We start from the raw sequence: 16,293 nt of genomic DNA, 5'->3' as shown, positions 1-16,293 counted from the left end.
ATGGAGATTCAACAGAATCAGGATATCTGGCACCGCGCAACATGGTATCGTGCCTTGTCATTGCAGGAGCGTGCGCACTTGCGAGAAGAGATGCCACCGCAGTGGGAGCCTGACCAGCAGGCACTGAAAAAGGCACAACGCTGGCAGGAACAGCCTCCTTTCCAGACCGATACATATTTCGAGCGGCGGCTTGCGACCGTGTCTCTCTCCTATGATGCTTTTCTGGCGCTCCTTAGCGAAGATCCTGCACAGCTTCAGGCGCGTTTAATGGCTCTGCCTCCCTGGCTCATTGAATTGCGCGAAATCTGGGCTCTCCGTCATGAAGAGATCTCTTTCCCTCTTCCCGAGTCTGCAAAGGCTGATTCTGGTTCTCCTGGGGCTTTCCTGCCAGCGTTGCGCCCTTTTCTGATGCGAGCGTGGCAGCGTCTGGAACGGGGCGTATCCGCGCTTGTCGATGAGTATGGAGCAGTACCATTTGATCCACAGGCGATCGTCGCACAGCTCTTTGCTCGTCTACCGGTGCAGCTCCTTATGCGCTTTCTACGTACAGCGGTTCTTGAACTCAACGTTGCACGCGTGCAGGGGCGGTTGCAGGGTGCGACACCTGAAGAACGGTTCCAGCGTTTTATTGATTATCTGGCGCGGCAGGATGGGCTGTTTGTGTTGCTGGAAGAGTATGCGGTTCTGGCACGCATTCTTGTTGAGACACTTGAGCGCTGGATTTTCTGCATGTTGGAACTGATGAAGCGTCTCTGTCTGGATTGGGAGGAGATCCAGGCAACGTTCTTTCCAGATCAGGACCCCGGCTTGTTGGTCGAGATACAGACTGGCAAAGGCGACACGCATCGTGGTGGTCGTAGTGTGGCTATTTTGGGTTGGCAACATGGACAGCGTCTGGTCTATAAACCTCGTTCCTTGAGTATTGATGTGCACTTTCAGGAACTGCTGCGCTGGTGCAACGAGCGGGGATGTGAGCCCGCGTTTCGTCCGCTGGTCCTGTTGAATCGGGGAGACTATGGCTGGATTGAGTTTATTGAGGCGCAGGACTGCACTTCGGAGGAGGCAATAGAGCGTTTCTACCGGCGTCAGGGAGGGTATTTGGCGCTGCTGTATGCGTTGCAGGCCGCGGACTTCCACGCTGAAAATGTGATTGCTTCGGGCGAGCATCCATTCCTTGTCGATCTGGAAGCACTACTACAGCCGCGTATCGCGTTGAGCGCTGGTATAGAGCACGATTTCCCGGAGTTTCAGGTCATTGCGCAATCGGTTTTGCGCATCGGCCTCTTGCCTCAGCGTATCTGGTCCGGTGATGAATATGAGGGTATCGATGTCAGCGGATTAGGGGGCAAATCCGGGCAGCTTTCCCCGTCACGGGTTCCGATTCTACAGCAGATTGGAACGGATCAGGCGCATATCAAACGTGAGCGTATTCTGATGAACCTCGGACAGCATCGGCCAACTCTGAATGGGAAAGATGTAGACACGTTGAGCTATTGTGAAAGCATCGTGGCCGGCTTTACTGCTGTCTATCATATCCTGATGCGCGAGAAAGAGGTATTGGGCCAGAAACTCACCGCTTTCGCTGAAGACGAGATTCGCTGTGTGCTGCGGCCGACTCGTATTTATGGCTTGTTGCTGGAAGATAGTTTCCATCCGAATGTGTTGCGTGATGGGCTTGACCGTGACCGCCTCTTTGATCGCCTCTGGATCGGGTGTGAGCATCAGCCTCATATGGAACGCCTGATTTCTGCTGAACACGCCGACCTGTGGGCCGGGGATATCCCGATGTTTACGACCCGTGTCGCCTCATACGACCTGATATCTTCGCGTGGTGAGCGGATAGAGGCATTCTTCTGTGAAACCGGGCTGGAACGGTCACTCAAGCAGGTGGCGCAATTCAGCGAGGAAGATCTGATGAGACAGCTCTGGGTTATCCGGGCCGCGTTCACCAGCATGACCCTCGGTACAGAGAATGTCTCGCGCCTGAGCTTGCCTGCGCAGGAGACGGAGGTGTCCAGCGCGGACCTGCTTCAGGCGGCCCGCTCCATCGGGGAGCGGCTGCAACGGTTGGTCTTACGGCACGAGACTGGCGCGGGCTGGCTTGGTGTGGTTCCCGTAAATGAACGAAGCTGGCACCTGTTGCCCGCGGGAACTGATCTCTATAATGGCTTATCGGGCATTGTGCTGTTCCTGGCGTATCTGGGGAAAGTCGCGAACGCTGCTGACTGTACTGAGCTGGCACGGGAGGCATTGAAGAGCATCCGTTATCAGCTCGCGATTCAGCGCAAATATGGCATTCTGGACGGTATCGGCGCGTTTAGTGGGTTAGGCTCTTATGTCTATCTGTTCACACATCTGGGAGCGCTCTGGCAGGATAAGACGCTGTACGAAGAGGCCAGAAGCTGGCTTCCATCTATCGCAGAAAAGCTTGAGCAGGATAGTGCCTTTGATGTGATTGGTGGTGCTGCGGGATGTATTGCTGCGTTGTTAAGTCTGTATCAGGCCACGTCTACAGATGAGGTGCTGATGGTTGCCCGTCGCTGTGGTGATCATTTGCTGGCTTCGGCTCAGGAGATGTCTCAAGGGATTGGTTGGCGTACCCCGCTCTCCGAGCAACCGCTAACCGGTTTTGCGCATGGAAATGCTGGCATTGCGTTGAGTTTGCTGCGGCTCTTTGTGGCCTGTGGAGAAGAGCGCTATCTTGAAGCGGCACGAAAGGCGGTTGCGTATGAGCGGAGCTTGTTTTCAGAGGCTGAACAAAATTGGCCCGATCTTCGTGATTTGCCCGGTAGATCGAGAGAACAGCAATCGTTTATGGTGGCCTGGTGTCATGGGGCGTCTGGTATCGCGCTTTCCCGTCTGGGCATGCTGTCTTGTATGGATGATGCGATGCTGCGGGCAGAGATTGGTGCGGCACTGAAAACAACGCTGATCCGAGGATTTGGTCTGAATCATAGCCTCTGTCATGGCGATTTCGGGAATCTTGAGGCGCTCTTGCTGGCATCACAGCGTTTCCAGAAACCAGAATATGAGCAAATGGTGCATCGTCTGACGGCGGCTTTGCTCGTGAGTATACAGGAGCAAGGAATTGTTACAGGCGTGCCGCAAGGGGTAGAGACGCCGGGGCTGATGCTCGGGCTGGCGGGTGTGGGGTACGCGCTTTTGCGTCTGGCTGCTCCACAAGAGATGCCATCGGTTTTGCTGCTTGATCCCCCGAGGGGTTTCGTATAGTCAAAGGGTATAGGGAAACTAACAAAAGACCGAATGCAATGTTCTGTATCCCTTGTTTTACTTCACCTCTCACTCTCTATTGAGGGGCCTTTCAAGGCCCTTTTTTCATCTGTTCAGGTAGCAAAAATGGCATGGAATGCATTATGATAGAAACAGACGGTATCTGATTGTATTTGTAGCTCTGGGATTTCTCCTGGAGAAAAGGGCCTCCTCTTTATGCTGAATTTCTCATTAACAACGGAGCAGGAAGAGCTTCGGCAGCTTGCGCGGACGCTTGCCCGAGAGCAGTTGCGCCCGCAGGGACGAAGCGCGGACGAACAGGGCTTTTGCTCAGACGCGCTCTGGCAAACTATCACACAAACCGGGCTGACAAGGCCTTTTGCTGAACGCTATGGGGGAGACGGGGCGCTTGATGCGGTGACGCTGGCTATTATCGCCGAAGAGTTTGGGTATGGTGATGCTGGTCTTGCGCTTCATATCCTTGGCTCACTGATCGCACCGCTCACGATCGCTCTGGCGGGAACTGAGGAGCAGCGCCAGAAATATATCAGTCTGTTTTGCCGGTATGAAGAGGCGCGGGGAGCTCTGGCCTTTGCCGAACCGTTTAGCGCGTATCGCTGTGAGGAGATCACGACGCCCCTTTATGCCACGGTTGATGGGCTCTCTGTGCGGCAGGGCATAAAGCGGAATGTGCTTCATGGCGGTAGCGCTGCATTGACTGTTGTGCTTGCGCGTAAGGCCGGGGATCTGTGCGCCTTTGTGCTCCCTGAGACCGGTTGGCAGAGTGTGCCCGAGGAAGAGCGTGTCGGCTTGCGAGCGGCACAGAGTGCGACGCTCAGGCTGGAACAGGTACAGATTCCGACTCATTGTATGCTCGATAATACGGAGCAGGTTACACGAGCTGCGCTGCTCTATTGCCTGTTACGGGCAGGTGTTGCATGTGGCATTGTGCGGGCAACGCTGGACTATGCCGGGCAGTATGCGCAGGAGCGTGTGGCCTTTGGACGTCCGATTGTCTCCTATCAGGGTATCGCTTTCTTGCTGGCAGAAATGGCGATGAAGCTGGATGCGGTGCGCTTGTTGCTCTGGCATGCGGCATCTCGTTGGGATCAGGAAGCGGTGACTGCCGAGCTGGGTGGCGAGATTGAGGCGGTGCAACGTCAGGCGCTTACCCTGGCTCAGAAAGCGACGGCAGACGGTGTGCAGATTCTCGGAGGCGCGGGCTATATACAGGACCATCCAGTTGAGTTGTGGATGCGTCACGCGATTGCGATGGAGTAGTGCGCCATGCTGGATTTTACGTTAAGCAAAGAACAAGAGGCGTTTCGGGACTATGTGCATCAGATTGCGCTTGAAGAGATGCGCCCGGTGTCGCTGGAATGCGACCGTACGGAAACTATTCCAGAAGCATTTTTCTGGCAGATGCAGAAACGCCTGCGTGGTGGTGCGGATGGACAGGCACGCCAGTGGATCGCCGAGGGGAAAGCTGCTCCCGGCCAGGAACAACTACTCTCGATGCTTGGTTATGAAGAACTGGCGTGGGGAGATGCGGCGCTGGCAACCGCTTTACCCGGCCCTGGTCTGGCCTACCCTCCACTGATGGCTTTTGGCACTGTGGAGCAACAACAGCGCTTTCTCTCGCTCTATGAGGATGACGGCCTGCATTGGGGGGCGCTTGCCCTGACCGAGCCCGGCTGTGGCTCCGACGTTTCAGCGATTGCGACCACTGCGCGGCGCGAGGGGAATGCCTGGGTGCTGAATGGGCAAAAGCAGTTTATTACGAATGGGGCTCGTGCCGATCTGATTATTACCTTCGCGACTGTGAATAAGGCGGCGGGACGTGGCGGCTTGCTCCCGTTTGTGGTTCCTGGAGGAACTCCCGGTTTGAAGGTGGGGCGCATCGAGAAGAAAATGGGGCTGCGTGCCTCTCAAACTGCCGAGCTGCTCTATGAAGAATGTCGCATTCCTGAAGATCACTTGCTTGGAGCGCTCTTGCACGCCGGTCGAGCTGGCTTTAAGGCTGCTATGCGAACGCTGGATGCAACTCGCCCGATGGTTGGAGCTCTAGCTGTGGGATTAGCTCGTGCTGCCCATGAAGAGGTGACGCAGTGGCTCAAAGAGGAACTTCCGGCCAGCTATTCGCTACAGAAGCGGCGGGAACTGCTGGAGCAGGCTGAGGAACTGGGATATGAGATCCAGATGGCGCGGCTGCTTGTCTGGCGTGCTGCATGGATGGCTGATCGGGAGCTTGCCAATTCAAAAGAAGCGTCTATGTGTAAGGCCTATGCCGGGGAACTGGTGATGAAGGTAACGACGTTTGCAGCGCGGGTTGTCGCCTCGGGTGAGATGACGGAGGCGCGCCTGTTTCTTGAAAAATGGTTTCGTGATGCCAAAATCTTCGATATCTTTGAGGGGACCGCGCAGATTCAGCGGCTGGTTATTGCGAGAAGGCTCTTCCCTGAGGTTACCATTCCATGAGAAGGGGGTAGAGGCGGTCGGGCCGCCTCTACTTTCTGCGTGGCTGTTTGAAGTTTGGCTCGTCGTCTATCTCATCGTCGAGCTCCTCTTCCAGTTCCAGCTCTTCTTCTTCCAGCTCGCGAATCCAGTCGTGCGTGCGGTTGTTCCGTTTTCCGACAGCCGCCCGCCGGCGTTCTGCGTCGAACTTGAAGGAATCGCGTTTGTTGGCTGCGCGTTTATCACGTAACTTGCCTCTCATGCTATCACCTCCTCTCTAGAACGGAGGTGATAGCGGGTGTTTGCTGACCAGCAACAGGATTTCATAGGACCTGCGTAAGAACCTTTCTACTTTTGATTGGATGAGTATATATCAAACACTGTTGCCTAAAACCCAGGTGAGTGGAGCTCTCTGTCCTGAGAGTGGCGAACAGGAAACGATTCCTACTACTTTGAGTATAAGTGTAGCGTGAACGTGATTTCATAATGAGGAATGCATGCGCACAGTGAGGAATTTTTGTGGCGAAAGATGAACGCCCAGGCGCTGATTACACCGGGCCAGAACAGCAGTAGCCAGGGTCACATGATTGTTCAGATAGAAAGATTGTTTTTCTTTCGGTGAGTTCTGTTCTTTCGCTGCAAAAATCGCGCTGTGGTTGCAAGACTTCTTTGCATAGAACCCACCTCCTTTGAATGCTTGTGTGATCATCTTTTCAGTGAACAGCTTCATCAAAGAGACCTGTAACTGTTTATGAGTGTACAAGCCCTCTAAACAAAAGTCAAGCATTTTTGTGCACAAAAAAGTCCTGCTGAGAAAGATAGCCTGATATTACCAGGGAAGCCAGTGCAAGACTTGCTTCTTGCGTCGAGACCTATTTCATTTGTCTGTCTGTGTCCTTCATGATACACTCCTGTCAGAACAAGGAGAATGGAGACCTGAAAGCATGGAAAAAGCGCGATTGATTTATCATGCAAGCGTGGCGACTCCAAAGGGTGAGTGCGTGGTGATGGCAACCGAGCACGGTGTTTGCTGGACGGGCACGCCCGGCACACCGCTGGAAGAGGGCCTCGCATGGTGTCGAAAACGCATCCCCCAGGCGCAGATTGAAGCGGGGATAGGTGTCGCCCCACTTCAGCAGGCGATCGATGAGCTACAGCGTTATATCCAGGGAGAAAAGGTGCAGTTTTCCTGTCCCCTTGATCTGTATGGCACGCCATTTCAGAAGCTTGTATGGCAGGAGCTCTATAAAATTCCCTATGGCGAAACCAGAAGCTATGCAATGATTGCCCGAGCGATTGGAAGACCACAGGCGTGTCGGGCGGTTGGGGCGGCCAATGGAGCAAACCCGGTTGCGGTTATTGTGCCCTGTCATCGCGTTATTGGAAGTAGTGGCTCGTTGGTTGGTTATGGTGGGGGACTGGAAACAAAGGTATGGCTGCTCGCACTGGAACGAGCAGGAATGACGCCTCTTCTATAGTGCGTAGCAGCCAAATTCCCTGTGCGCCTCCCATGAAAGCACGATATCAAGCGCAATCCTTATCCCTTGCTTTCTGTGTAAGGTGCGAACGATTTGCTTCATAGTTATTGAAAAGCATCTTTTACATCTAGAAAAAGGGCAAAATACTATCCCTCCTGTTTGACTTTGCGGGAGGGATAGGCGGACCTTTACGGACGATAATTACCGGCCTGCGTCATGAAAACGCGCACCAGACCACGGATCGCCACCACGGCTACCACAATTTCAATGATAGCCATAACGATCCAGACCCAGAGCAAATTAACGTGATAGGATGCGGAGTGTGGGTCAACTGAATGGGCGAAAAGTGGGCCAAGAATAATCAGCGGCAGGGCGAGCAGCATAAGACAGCACAAAATAGCCACCACCGGCAGAATAATACGCCAGAGCCCTGAGTCGCGCAGGTTCTCCGTTTTGGCGGTTCCAAACGCCTCTCTGCGCTCTGTACCGGCAACCTCCGATGTTGCCGATACCTTCTTTGCGGTTGAGGCCGTTTCTTGTTCCATACAAAGACTCCATGTGTGTGTTTCAGCCCTCAGCATTCTCTGAGGACTAGTGGACAAATGCCTCCCTGGTCGTGGAGGGAAAAGCAGAAAAATCAACGTTCACCCGTATTCATAGCGGCTCGTTCCAGATTGAGGGAGCCATGAAAGCGGATGAAGTCTACCATGAAACAGGACGTTTCATTTTTGCTCTTTAGTATATCATAGTGTAGAAGCAGATGGATCGGGAAGAGCTTGCCATTTGAACGGACTGAAGCGTTTTTTTTCCTCTCTGTTTCCTGCTATGAGATGAGAGCCGGAAAAATGTTGAGAAATGGGGACAAAAGTGCTTGACAATCGGCGGCGATAATGCTATATTGCTTGTGTCAGTTGCAGAGGGCGCTTAGCTCAGTGGGAGAGCGCTTCGTTCACACCGAAGAGGTCACTGGTTCGAACCCAGTAGCGCCCACCTCTCATTCTTCCATTTCTCAATTCTTCCATCTTTCACCTTTGTTTTTTCCTCCCTGCCTGATACGTATAACAATGTGTGAGACTGATTGCTTTGTCGTTTGAAAGTGAGCCCAACCCTATGACCGAAAAACGCAGGCAACAATTACTTGCACAGCTTCATCAAGCCGGAATCACCGATCAACGAGTTCTGGATGCAATGGCCCATGTTGACCGTGGACTCTTTGTTGAGGCACAGCTTTTGCCGCATGCGTATCGTGACATGGCGCTTCCAATTGGTTGCGGACAGACAATTTCACAGCCATTTATGGTTGCATTGATGACCCAGGCCTTGCATCTGACCGGGAATGAGCGCGTGTTGGAAATTGGAACCGGCTCCGGATACCAGGCAGCGATTCTGGCTCAGCTCTGCTCATATGTCTATAGCGTCGAGCGCCATCAACAGCTTGCACAACAGGCCTCATGGCGTTTGATGGAAGCGGGAATTCGAAATGTTTCGGTCATTGTAGGCGATGGGTCTCTTGGGTGGCCCGAGGCAGCTCCCTATGAAGGGATCCTGGTAACGGCTGCTGCTCCTGAGGTGCCTATCAGCCTTGTCGAACAACTTAGTCCCGGTGGGCGGCTGGTGCTCCCGGTTGGTTTGCCTGAGGAACAGGATTTACTGCTTATTGAGCGGAGGGGAGCGAAGGTAGAACGAACCTCACTCGGTGCTTGTGTCTTTGTGCCTTTGATCGGGCGTGAGGGATGGAGTGAGGATCGCTAGTACTGGAGATGATTATCCTTTGCATCGGGATAACCCGTAGCATATAATAGAGATATTAAGATGATTAGTTCCCGGTTCCACAGGCTCTCTGCTAGCCAGGAACCATTTCTCCCCATTTGCGAGGGTACGGCATGCCAGGCGTGAATTTTATACACATTGTAAACCCTCTGGGTGTATGTGTGTTCATTGTACTGTGGCTTGTTCTTTTCAAGCTTGCTCACCTTCTGGTAATGGTTTGGCGTCGTGAACCTATGGTTGGATGGGCCATCGGACCTCTCGGTATCACCTTTATGATCGCCCAGGAACCCTCTCCATTCTCCATCTGGCTTCGCGTATTGTTTCCAGCCTTTGTTTCTGGAAGTGTCCTGTATATTGGTTTGTTTACGCCTCTAAGCCCTGTAGATATGCCAGAACATCCCCTGATTCAATTTGTGATGATCCTGCTCGGGGTGCTTCTGACCAGTACCAGGGATGTGATTAACGCGTTGCGTGATCTCCTCTACCCGCTCTGGGGAGAAGCTCGTATCCTGCAAAATCTCTATCAGCTTCGTGGCTCATGGACGAAGTTTCATTTTACCTCGTTTGGCCACTCGTATTTGCATGACCATTTTGGTTCGAGCCCCGGTGATTTGCTACAGGTTCTGTAAGAGGCTCTTGCTGCTGTGGATGTTGGTCGCGTGGTAGTGTAAAGTAGAATGTGGTCCCGATATTCTGGTTTTTCGAGAACCAGATCGAGCCGCCATGTCTGTTGACAATCTCTTTTGCAACATAGAGACCAAGCCCGATCCCAGAATATTGCTGTGTGGCGGTATTGTGAACCCGGTAGAAACGCTCGAAGATGTGGTCATAGTGTTCCGGGCTGACCCCAATTCCCTCATCAATAATACTGACAAGATAGTGATCTTTCTGCTGTTGGAGCCGTACGGTCACATGGCCACCATGTGGGGAATACTTGATCGCGTTATCCAGAATGTTTCCCACGACCTGCCCGATTCGCTGGCGGTCGGCGACAATTTTGGTATCCTGCGCCTGAATATCCAGATGCAGGGTATGCTGTTCTGCGCTGACCTGAGCGAGGTTCACACAATCGTTCAGGAGATCAGCCAGATAGAATTCTTGAAAGTGCAGGGTCATCTGGCCCCATTGCACCTGTGAAAGGTCCAGCAGATCGTTCACAAGGCGCTCCAGATGCTCGGTCTGCCCCTGAACAATATACAGGCTGCGCAGATCATAGCTCTCAGGTGGGTCCTGTACCTCGGGCTGTGCGGTGTGGAGCTTGCGCAGGCGCCGCTCAATCCGGCGGACAAGGTGCTGCGTGTAGCCTTTAATTGCGGTCAGCGGCGTGCGCAGTTCGTGCGAGACGACCGAGACAAACTCATCTTTCAGGCGCTCAACCTGCTTGCTTGAGGTAACATCGTTCAGCACGGCAACGACACCAACGGGATGCAGCGACAGACCATCGGTGCTGTGGAGTGGTGAGGCGCTTACACTGAGCGAGACCGGTACGACATCGCTGCTTGCTCCATCAATCTCTACATCTTGATTGATGACGGTTTTTCCCTTTCGTGCTTCATCGATAATATCGGCCAGGCGTGCCAGCCAGGGGACCTTTGTTTTCTCTGCCAGTGAGCGCAAATGGGTGTCAGGCGTGATGGTGATCTCTGCCTGTGAGAGCATATGCCGGGCCGACTGATTCAGGGAAGTGATAGTGCCGTTTTCATCGGTGAGCAGTAGCCCCTCTGCCATACTACGAATGACGAGTTCCAGCCGCTGTCGTTCCAGCTCAGCCTGACGCCAGAGCGCGTTTTCACGTTCTCGAAGCCGCACGTTTTCCAGCGCGACAGCCGCGTAGTCGGCGATCATTGTGGTCAACTGTAGCAGGTTGGTGTCAAACGAGCCGGGACGCTCATCAAAGAGGCTGAGTAATCCGATGATATGGTTCTCAACGGTCAGTGGAATATTCAGACAGGAACCAATCTCAGAGCCGGTTGAGCCCTTCGGATGGCGCGATTGGGCCAGTTCGTCGGGCGCGTCCAGATAGGCACTGCGGGCAAGTGACTCCTCGTCCACATGGGGGAAATCCATCACCCGAGCCGCGCTGGCGATCCGCTGAATCATAGCTTTGAGGAAGGGAGCACTTAACGGATACGACGGAATGATGAAGAGCTCATGGGGATTCCCTTTGAGCAAAATGCAGCAAGCTGAGAAACTATAGATCTCCTGTAGTGCAGCAAGCAAAGCACGGTGGACCTGAAAGCGGTCAAATGCTGCAACAAACCGCTTACCAATGGTGTTGATATATTGCATTTCCTCGCGGATAGTCGCAAGGCGATCCGCACGCTGTCCAGCGGAAGAGCGGAACGCGCCATCTATGATATTTGATTCGGGTTGCACGCTGCTCTCCATGCTTTTTCCTTACTGCATTGACTACATTGAGAACTACTGTATTTGTTTCAACTCATGGGTGACCTCTTCGTGGAGAGGTGGAGCGATTAAGTCACCCGTCAACTCCCGTAAGCCCGCGAAACATTCTTCCAGCAAAGCGTTTAATCCCTCCGCCAGTTCCGCCGAGGTTGCTCCAGCGAGATGAGCCTGAATGGCCGATGGATGAATAGCTGTATAAGGACGTGTGATAAGGTACTCCAGAAACGGGTATTGTCCTGCAACTCTTCTCGCTGCACCCTGTACAAGAACCCGCGTGGTTGCTTTGCCTAGAAGAGGAGAAACGCGTTTATCAATCAACTGTAGAGCTTTAAGAAAAGCGTCAGTTAATTGTTCACGGGAGATGGAAGAGGAGTTGTCAATGATTTGTGACACTTGCTGCTCCCTTCGCTGATTTAAAAATGCTCTCCGATTTTTATTATAGCATAGTTGCCTATATATTGTAAGTGAATAGTACTTACAATGATATGGCTATATCGAGATCTATAAAAAGCCTTTTTAAGAGATGTATACGTAGAGATGAATGAATGCTGTTTTACGCGCTCAGCTTACGTTCTTCAAACGGACACTCTCGTATGACGCCTTACAGAAACCAGTAGTGCGCTTCTCTGGCACTTTTTCACCACACCACTTACCGAAATTCGATCTACAATTGAACAATTCATCCGCCTGAAGCTCATTTATTTGTTGGAAGCTCTACAAGAAACACCGCCTCTACTTATAGAAACGGATATTCTTCTTCTGCGGTTACAATCCGGTGGGATTCCCTTGAAATCTCTCTATGAAGAAAAACGCAAGCAACTGCACTCTTTTGCAGATAAAAAATGAAGCGACCATTCTACTATTATAGATTACTGGTAGATTGGTCGCTCGATTACTTCTGCTTTTTCTGTAATTTTTCTGGAAAGACCTAGCCTCGCAGGAAGAACATCTGAAGAATGAGCAGAATAACCAGCACTGCAATGGCGATGCCCATCCAGAAGCGGGCATCCTTAACCAGCATCAAGAGCGGTGCGGCTGTGCTTAGATCGGGAGCCTGCGGGTTATCCCGGTCGGCAGCCATCTCTAGCAGGCGCTCGCGTCCGCGCTCAAGCTTTTGCTGCTTCTCCTCTTTCTTTTGCTGTGCCTCATACCGCTCTGTCTGCTCCTGAATCGCCAGTTCGAAGTGTTCGGCACGAATCAGAAACATACTGGTCAGTTCGGCTGTGGTAGGAGGTTGCGCTTCTTCCTGCGCTTGCTCGGTCGTTTCAACGGCCTGTTGCACCTCGCTCGCTACGACTTCGGGCTTCGGTAGCGCTTTCCCCTGTTTGAGCGAAGTTTGTTCTCGTAACGCAAGCAGAGCTGCGCGGCGGCAGATCGCCTCGATATCCGCGCCGCTGCGTCCTTCGGTCCGGCGAGCCAGATCTTCGGCGGTTACATCGGGTGCAATTGGGCGCTCGCGCATATGTACCTCAAAGATGGCGCGCCGCTCTTCTTCGTTCGGGTAGTCAAGCTCAACCACCAGATCGAAGCGTCCGGGGCGCAACAGCGCCGGATCGATCAGTTCAGGGCGATTGGTGGCCGCCAGCACAATAATGCCCTCACGTCCCTCGATGCCATCCATCTCGGTGAGCAATTGTGCAATGATGCGGGCTCCAACGCTGCCATCCGCCCCGGTATCGCTGCTGCGGCGCATTGCCAGTGCGTCGATCTCATCAAAGAAGATGATACAGGGAGCGGCGTGCTTGGCGCGGCGGAAAATCTCACGAATCCCCCGCTCTGACTCTCCCACCCATTTCGAGAGCAGTTCGGGCCCCTTAATCGAGATGAAACTGGCATCGCATTGGTTGGCAAGTGCTCGGGCCAGCAACGTTTTACCTGATCCCGGAGGGCCTGCCAGCAGGATACCACGCGGTGGCGTCACCCGGGCCTTCTCGTAGAGATCTGGATAGAGCAGCGGCCATTCAACGCTTTCTGTCAGCATATCCTTGACCTTTTGCAGGCCGCCCACATCATCCCATGAGGTTTCGCTGACCTCAACGTACACTTCGCGGATCGTGGAGGGCTCAATCTCGCGCAGGGCCGTCTGGAAGTCGTTCATTGTGATCTGAAGGTTGACCAGCGTCTCATATGGAATGAAGCCGCCCTGAAGTAGCTCATTGATTCGAGGCAGGTTGCGGCGCAACGCCACCATTGCGGCCTCTCGACAAAGCGCGGCCAGATCAGCGCCTACAAAGCCTGGCGTCATCTGGGCCAGGCGGTTGAAATCGACGTCAGGGGCCAGCGCGGCATTGCGGCTATGGATTTTCAGCACCTCGATACGACCCCGGATATCGGGAACGCGCAGCGGGATCTCTCGGTCAAAGCGCCCGGGACGCCGAATGGCGGGATCAAGGGCGTTTGGCTGGTTTGTCGCTCCAATTAATACGACCTGCCCGCGAGAGGTCAAGCCATCCATCAGTGCGAGAAGCTGGCCGACAATACGTCGCTCGACCTCGCCCCCGGTTTCCGGGCGTTTAGGCGCCAGCGCGTCCAGCTCATCGATGAAGATGATACTTGGCGCGTTCTGTTGCGCTTCCTGGAAGATATTGCGTAGCTTCTGTTCGCTTTCTCCGTAGAACTTGTTGATGACTTCCGGACCATTAATGACATAGAAGGCCGAGTTGGTCTCGTTTGCCATTGCCCGGGCGATCATCGTCTTACCGGTTCCTGGAGGGCCATAGAGCAAGACCCCCTTCGGCGGCTCGATACCGACGCGATCAAAGACGGCGGGAAACTTGAGCGGCAATTCTACCATTTCACGAATTCGCTGAAGCTCTTTATCCAGGCCGCCGATATCCTTATAGCCGACGGCCGTCGTATCCAGCGTGATGGTGTCGCGTGTCTGGATGCGGATCGCCGTATTTGCCTGAATGATGACGGCATCCGTTCCCGTCTCCTGTTCCGGTTGCCGTTCGCTCTCATTGGCGGAGACCTTATAGATCGGGGTAGATGGAGTGGTGCCGATCACCAGAAAATCGGTCGGTGTTGAGCCCGAGAAAGGCACGCTGAGCACGTCGCCGATGGTCACAGGAAGGCCGGTCAGGAAGCGGAGCAAAAGAGGAGAATCCGGCTTCAGGGGCGTTCCCTGCGCATTCAGTGGCAAAAGGGAAATTTCATCTGCGTCGGCGACATTGTTCGCTTTACGTACGGTGACCTGTTCTCCGGGCTTTGATGCACTATTGAGAATAATACCGCGATGAAGGACTATAGAATCTCGCTGTTGCCCGGGCAGAAGACGTGCAGCAGTTGTTCGTTTTCCTGTAATCAGCACAATATCGCCAATCTGGCAGCCGAGCCGCGTGATGGCTGCGGCATCGAGGCGGGCCACGCCGCGCTCATGCTGTGGTGGACCGGCTACAATCGTATAACGGGCCTCTTCGGCTGGCGTATCTTCTATTAAAGGGCGAGTTGGACCTTTGACCGGTCCTTTCGCATTCCCGTTCTGTTCTGTTGTAAGCCTGTCTGTTGTTCCCGTATAAGGAGCATGTGGATTGTGTTCTTTATTGCTGTACTGCTCCATGAAATTTCAATTAGTTCCTTTCTCTCACTACAGCTATTGCTGCCGAGGAATCTTCCTTTTCTCGTATTAGTTACGAAACAGGGTAAGAAAAGTTGAACTAACCGGTATCAAGAGAGGAATGCTGTCTGTTCTGTGCCAAGATAGCTCACGCTTCTCTGCAAACAGGTGTTCTATTAATTTTCGTTGTCCAGGGGAATAGAAGGAGAAAAAGAGCGGGAGCCGGAAGATCCCGACTCCCGTGCGCTTAGCGCTTTGCGTTCCAGAGTGTGGTACGGGCGTCCCGACTGGACGTGTGACCTGCTTCCACGATGGTGCGGCGCAGGAAATAGCCACCGATCAGCACCAGAAGCGAGATCAGGACTCCACCCGGTGTGCCCGGTTTTTGGGGCTGCTTCCTTCTTTTTAACAGGGAGCAGGTTTGAAGCACCCAGGGGAGCACAAGTCCGGTGCCAAACTGGAAACGCCAGAAGGTGCGTCCATGTTCGCCGGGGCCTGTGCCCACCAGCGGGCGAGCGGCACGACCGGAAGCGCGAAGATAGCTGAGAATGTCAGCTATCTCGATCATCAGTGCTGCCCATTCCAGCTTTTCGAGCTTATGTAGGACTTTTGTCGGCGCTCCGAGCAGACGCAGCATCAGCGTGATGAGCGCGCTACTGGTGGAGATGGCGGAAGTGAGAAAGATCGCGCCAAGACGCTTACTGCGTGACCAGAGCGGAACGCTGGTCGCGGTGAGCAGTACACCGGTATAGCTTCCCAGGAAGAAGCCAAAAAGCGTCCCGGGCAGCGCGATGAGTTTTTGTGGCAATGAGGCAAGCAGACGCTCCCCCCACCATTTCCCCAGGATGCCATCACGTGCCGCCTGAATCATGGCCGTGATGCCGCTGAAGAATGAGAAGCCCATCAACCCCCAGACACCCATAGACATAGGTGACTTCACTTTGAACATGCGCAGCATTTGAAGGAAGCGTTCCGGGCGACCCAGATCTGCGATAAGTAGCAGTGGACAGGGCAGGAGCGCCAGCAGCGAGAGATAATAGCCCGTTCGGACAACTTCCCGATCCTCTTTTGAACCAAACAATGAGGCGAGACTTGCAATCACGTAGCAGCCAGCAGCCAGCCCGCCAAAGAAGAAGTACCATACGATTTCCCGGCGCCAGAGCGGTTCCTTGAGCACTGGGTACTCGTAGTAGCTTGGCTCCTGGCGCTCTCGTTCAGGATCTGGTGTATAGTCAGTCGTGAAGGCTGCCAGCCGCTCAAACAGGCTCTTCTCGGTTTCGCTATATGTTGTCAACGTCTCGGCGAGTCTATCACTCGGGCGCTCGATAATGGTTGTGTTCCAGGGTAAGCCTTTTGAGATGAGGTGCTCATAGAACGGTCTCAGTTGAAAGTGCATGG

The 16,293-nt window shown here is 53.6% G+C and carries 13 protein-coding genes and 1 tRNA gene; 7 read left to right on the top strand and 7 right to left on the bottom strand.

Annotated elements, in window-relative coordinates:
* The 3 genes from KTH_RS17155 to KTH_RS17145 all read left to right on the top strand — a co-directional run bounded on the left by KTH_RS17155 (position 1) and on the right by KTH_RS17145 (position 5,709).
* Positions 1 to 3,231 (top strand): type 2 lanthipeptide synthetase LanM family protein, encoded by a 3,231-nt coding sequence (locus KTH_RS17155; RefSeq protein ID WP_170142287.1) that lies wholly within the window; start codon positions 1 to 3, stop codon positions 3,229 to 3,231.
* Positions 3,232 to 3,447: 216 nt separating this feature from the next.
* On the top strand, positions 3,448 to 4,512 hold the full coding sequence (locus KTH_RS17150) for an acyl-CoA dehydrogenase family protein (RefSeq protein WP_111318313.1): 1,065 nt from the start codon (positions 3,448 to 3,450) through the stop codon (positions 4,510 to 4,512).
* Positions 4,513 to 4,518: 6 nt separating this feature from the next.
* Complete coding sequence (locus KTH_RS17145) at positions 4,519 to 5,709, top strand: acyl-CoA dehydrogenase family protein (protein ID WP_111318311.1); 1,191 nt, start codon at positions 4,519 to 4,521, stop codon at positions 5,707 to 5,709.
* Between the two features lie 28 nt (positions 5,710 to 5,737).
* Here KTH_RS17145 and KTH_RS17140 read toward each other — a convergent pair whose 3' ends face one another.
* The gene (locus KTH_RS17140) at positions 5,738 to 5,947 is read right to left on the bottom strand and encodes a hypothetical protein (RefSeq protein WP_111318309.1); all 210 of its coding nucleotides are present in this window, start codon (positions 5,945 to 5,947) and stop codon (positions 5,738 to 5,740) included.
* Between the two features lie 219 nt (positions 5,948 to 6,166).
* Positions 6,167 to 6,415, bottom strand: coding sequence for a hypothetical protein (locus KTH_RS17135; protein WP_137686094.1), 249 nt, complete (start codon positions 6,413 to 6,415; stop codon positions 6,167 to 6,169).
* A 214-nt stretch (positions 6,416 to 6,629) separates the two neighbouring features.
* Between KTH_RS17135 and KTH_RS17130 the strand changes: the two genes are divergently transcribed.
* The gene (locus KTH_RS17130) at positions 6,630 to 7,163 is read left to right on the top strand and encodes a methylated-DNA--[protein]-cysteine S-methyltransferase (protein ID WP_111318305.1); all 534 of its coding nucleotides are present in this window, start codon (positions 6,630 to 6,632) and stop codon (positions 7,161 to 7,163) included.
* Positions 7,164 to 7,351: 188 nt separating this feature from the next.
* Here KTH_RS17130 and KTH_RS17125 read toward each other — a convergent pair whose 3' ends face one another.
* Positions 7,352 to 7,708 carry a hypothetical protein gene (locus tag KTH_RS17125; RefSeq protein ID WP_111318303.1) on the bottom strand — a complete coding sequence of 119 codons (357 nt, stop codon included), beginning with the start codon at positions 7,706 to 7,708 and terminating at the stop codon, positions 7,352 to 7,354.
* Positions 7,709 to 8,081: 373 nt separating this feature from the next.
* Between KTH_RS17125 and KTH_RS17120 the strand changes: the two genes are divergently transcribed.
* The 3 genes from KTH_RS17120 (at position 8,082) to KTH_RS17110 (ending at position 9,562) form a co-directional block, all read left to right on the top strand.
* Positions 8,082 to 8,153, top strand: a tRNA-Val gene (locus KTH_RS17120).
* A gap of 120 nt (positions 8,154 to 8,273) precedes the next feature.
* Positions 8,274 to 8,915, top strand: coding sequence for a protein-L-isoaspartate(D-aspartate) O-methyltransferase (locus KTH_RS17115; RefSeq protein ID WP_111318301.1), 642 nt, complete (start codon positions 8,274 to 8,276; stop codon positions 8,913 to 8,915).
* A 179-nt stretch (positions 8,916 to 9,094) separates the two neighbouring features.
* On the top strand, positions 9,095 to 9,562 hold the full coding sequence (locus KTH_RS17110) for a hypothetical protein (RefSeq protein WP_137686093.1): 468 nt from the start codon (positions 9,095 to 9,097) through the stop codon (positions 9,560 to 9,562).
* Here the strand turns inward: KTH_RS17110 and KTH_RS17105 are convergent.
* The 4 genes from KTH_RS17105 to nrfD all read right to left on the bottom strand — a co-directional run bounded on the left by KTH_RS17105 (position 9,489) and on the right by nrfD (position 16,291).
* Positions 9,489 to 11,321, bottom strand: coding sequence for an ATP-binding protein (locus KTH_RS17105; protein WP_111318297.1), 1,833 nt, complete (start codon positions 11,319 to 11,321; stop codon positions 9,489 to 9,491). The genes KTH_RS17110 and KTH_RS17105 overlap by 74 nt on opposite strands.
* 33 nt (positions 11,322 to 11,354) lie before the next feature.
* A complete protein-coding gene (locus tag KTH_RS17100) occupies positions 11,355 to 11,732 on the bottom strand; it encodes a hypothetical protein (RefSeq protein ID WP_111318295.1) in 378 nt (125 codons plus the stop codon).
* Positions 11,733 to 12,267: 535 nt separating this feature from the next.
* Positions 12,268 to 14,898, bottom strand: a complete 2,631-nt coding sequence (locus KTH_RS17095) for a CDC48 family AAA ATPase (RefSeq protein WP_111318293.1) — start codon at positions 14,896 to 14,898, stop codon at positions 12,268 to 12,270.
* A gap of 244 nt (positions 14,899 to 15,142) precedes the next feature.
* Positions 15,143 to 16,291 (bottom strand): NrfD/PsrC family molybdoenzyme membrane anchor subunit, encoded by a 1,149-nt coding sequence (nrfD, locus tag KTH_RS17090; RefSeq protein WP_111318291.1) that lies wholly within the window; start codon positions 16,289 to 16,291, stop codon positions 15,143 to 15,145.
* Between the last annotated feature and the right edge of the window lie 2 nt (positions 16,292 to 16,293).

The organism is Thermosporothrix sp. COM3 (assembly GCF_059696735.1).
The sequence above is the reverse complement of the archived record's forward strand: the minus strand, read 5'-3'. Positions and strand labels throughout refer to the sequence as shown.

Excerpts from the sequence above, each read along its gene's own strand:
- KTH_RS17105 (WP_111318297.1), bottom strand. The coding sequence starts at position 11,321 with ATGGAGAGCAGCGTGCAACCCGAATCAAATATCATAGATGGCGCGTTC.
- KTH_RS17150 (WP_111318313.1), top strand. The coding sequence starts at position 3,448 with ATGCTGAATTTCTCATTAACAACGGAGCAGGAAGAGCTTCGGCAGCTT.
- KTH_RS17140 (WP_111318309.1), bottom strand. The coding sequence starts at position 5,947 with ATGAGAGGCAAGTTACGTGATAAACGCGCAGCCAACAAACGCGATTCC.
- KTH_RS17145 (WP_111318311.1), top strand. The coding sequence starts at position 4,519 with ATGCTGGATTTTACGTTAAGCAAAGAACAAGAGGCGTTTCGGGACTAT.
- KTH_RS17135 (WP_137686094.1), bottom strand. The coding sequence starts at position 6,415 with ATGAAGCTGTTCACTGAAAAGATGATCACACAAGCATTCAAAGGAGGT.
- KTH_RS17115 (WP_111318301.1), top strand. The coding sequence starts at position 8,274 with ATGACCGAAAAACGCAGGCAACAATTACTTGCACAGCTTCATCAAGCC.
- KTH_RS17125 (WP_111318303.1), bottom strand. The coding sequence starts at position 7,708 with ATGGAACAAGAAACGGCCTCAACCGCAAAGAAGGTATCGGCAACATCG.
- nrfD (WP_111318291.1), bottom strand. The coding sequence starts at position 16,291 with ATGCACTTTCAACTGAGACCGTTCTATGAGCACCTCATCTCAAAAGGC.
- KTH_RS17155 (WP_170142287.1), top strand. The coding sequence starts at position 1 with ATGGAGATTCAACAGAATCAGGATATCTGGCACCGCGCAACATGGTAT.
- KTH_RS17130 (WP_111318305.1), top strand. The coding sequence starts at position 6,630 with ATGGAAAAAGCGCGATTGATTTATCATGCAAGCGTGGCGACTCCAAAG.
- KTH_RS17095 (WP_111318293.1), bottom strand. The coding sequence starts at position 14,898 with ATGGAGCAGTACAGCAATAAAGAACACAATCCACATGCTCCTTATACG.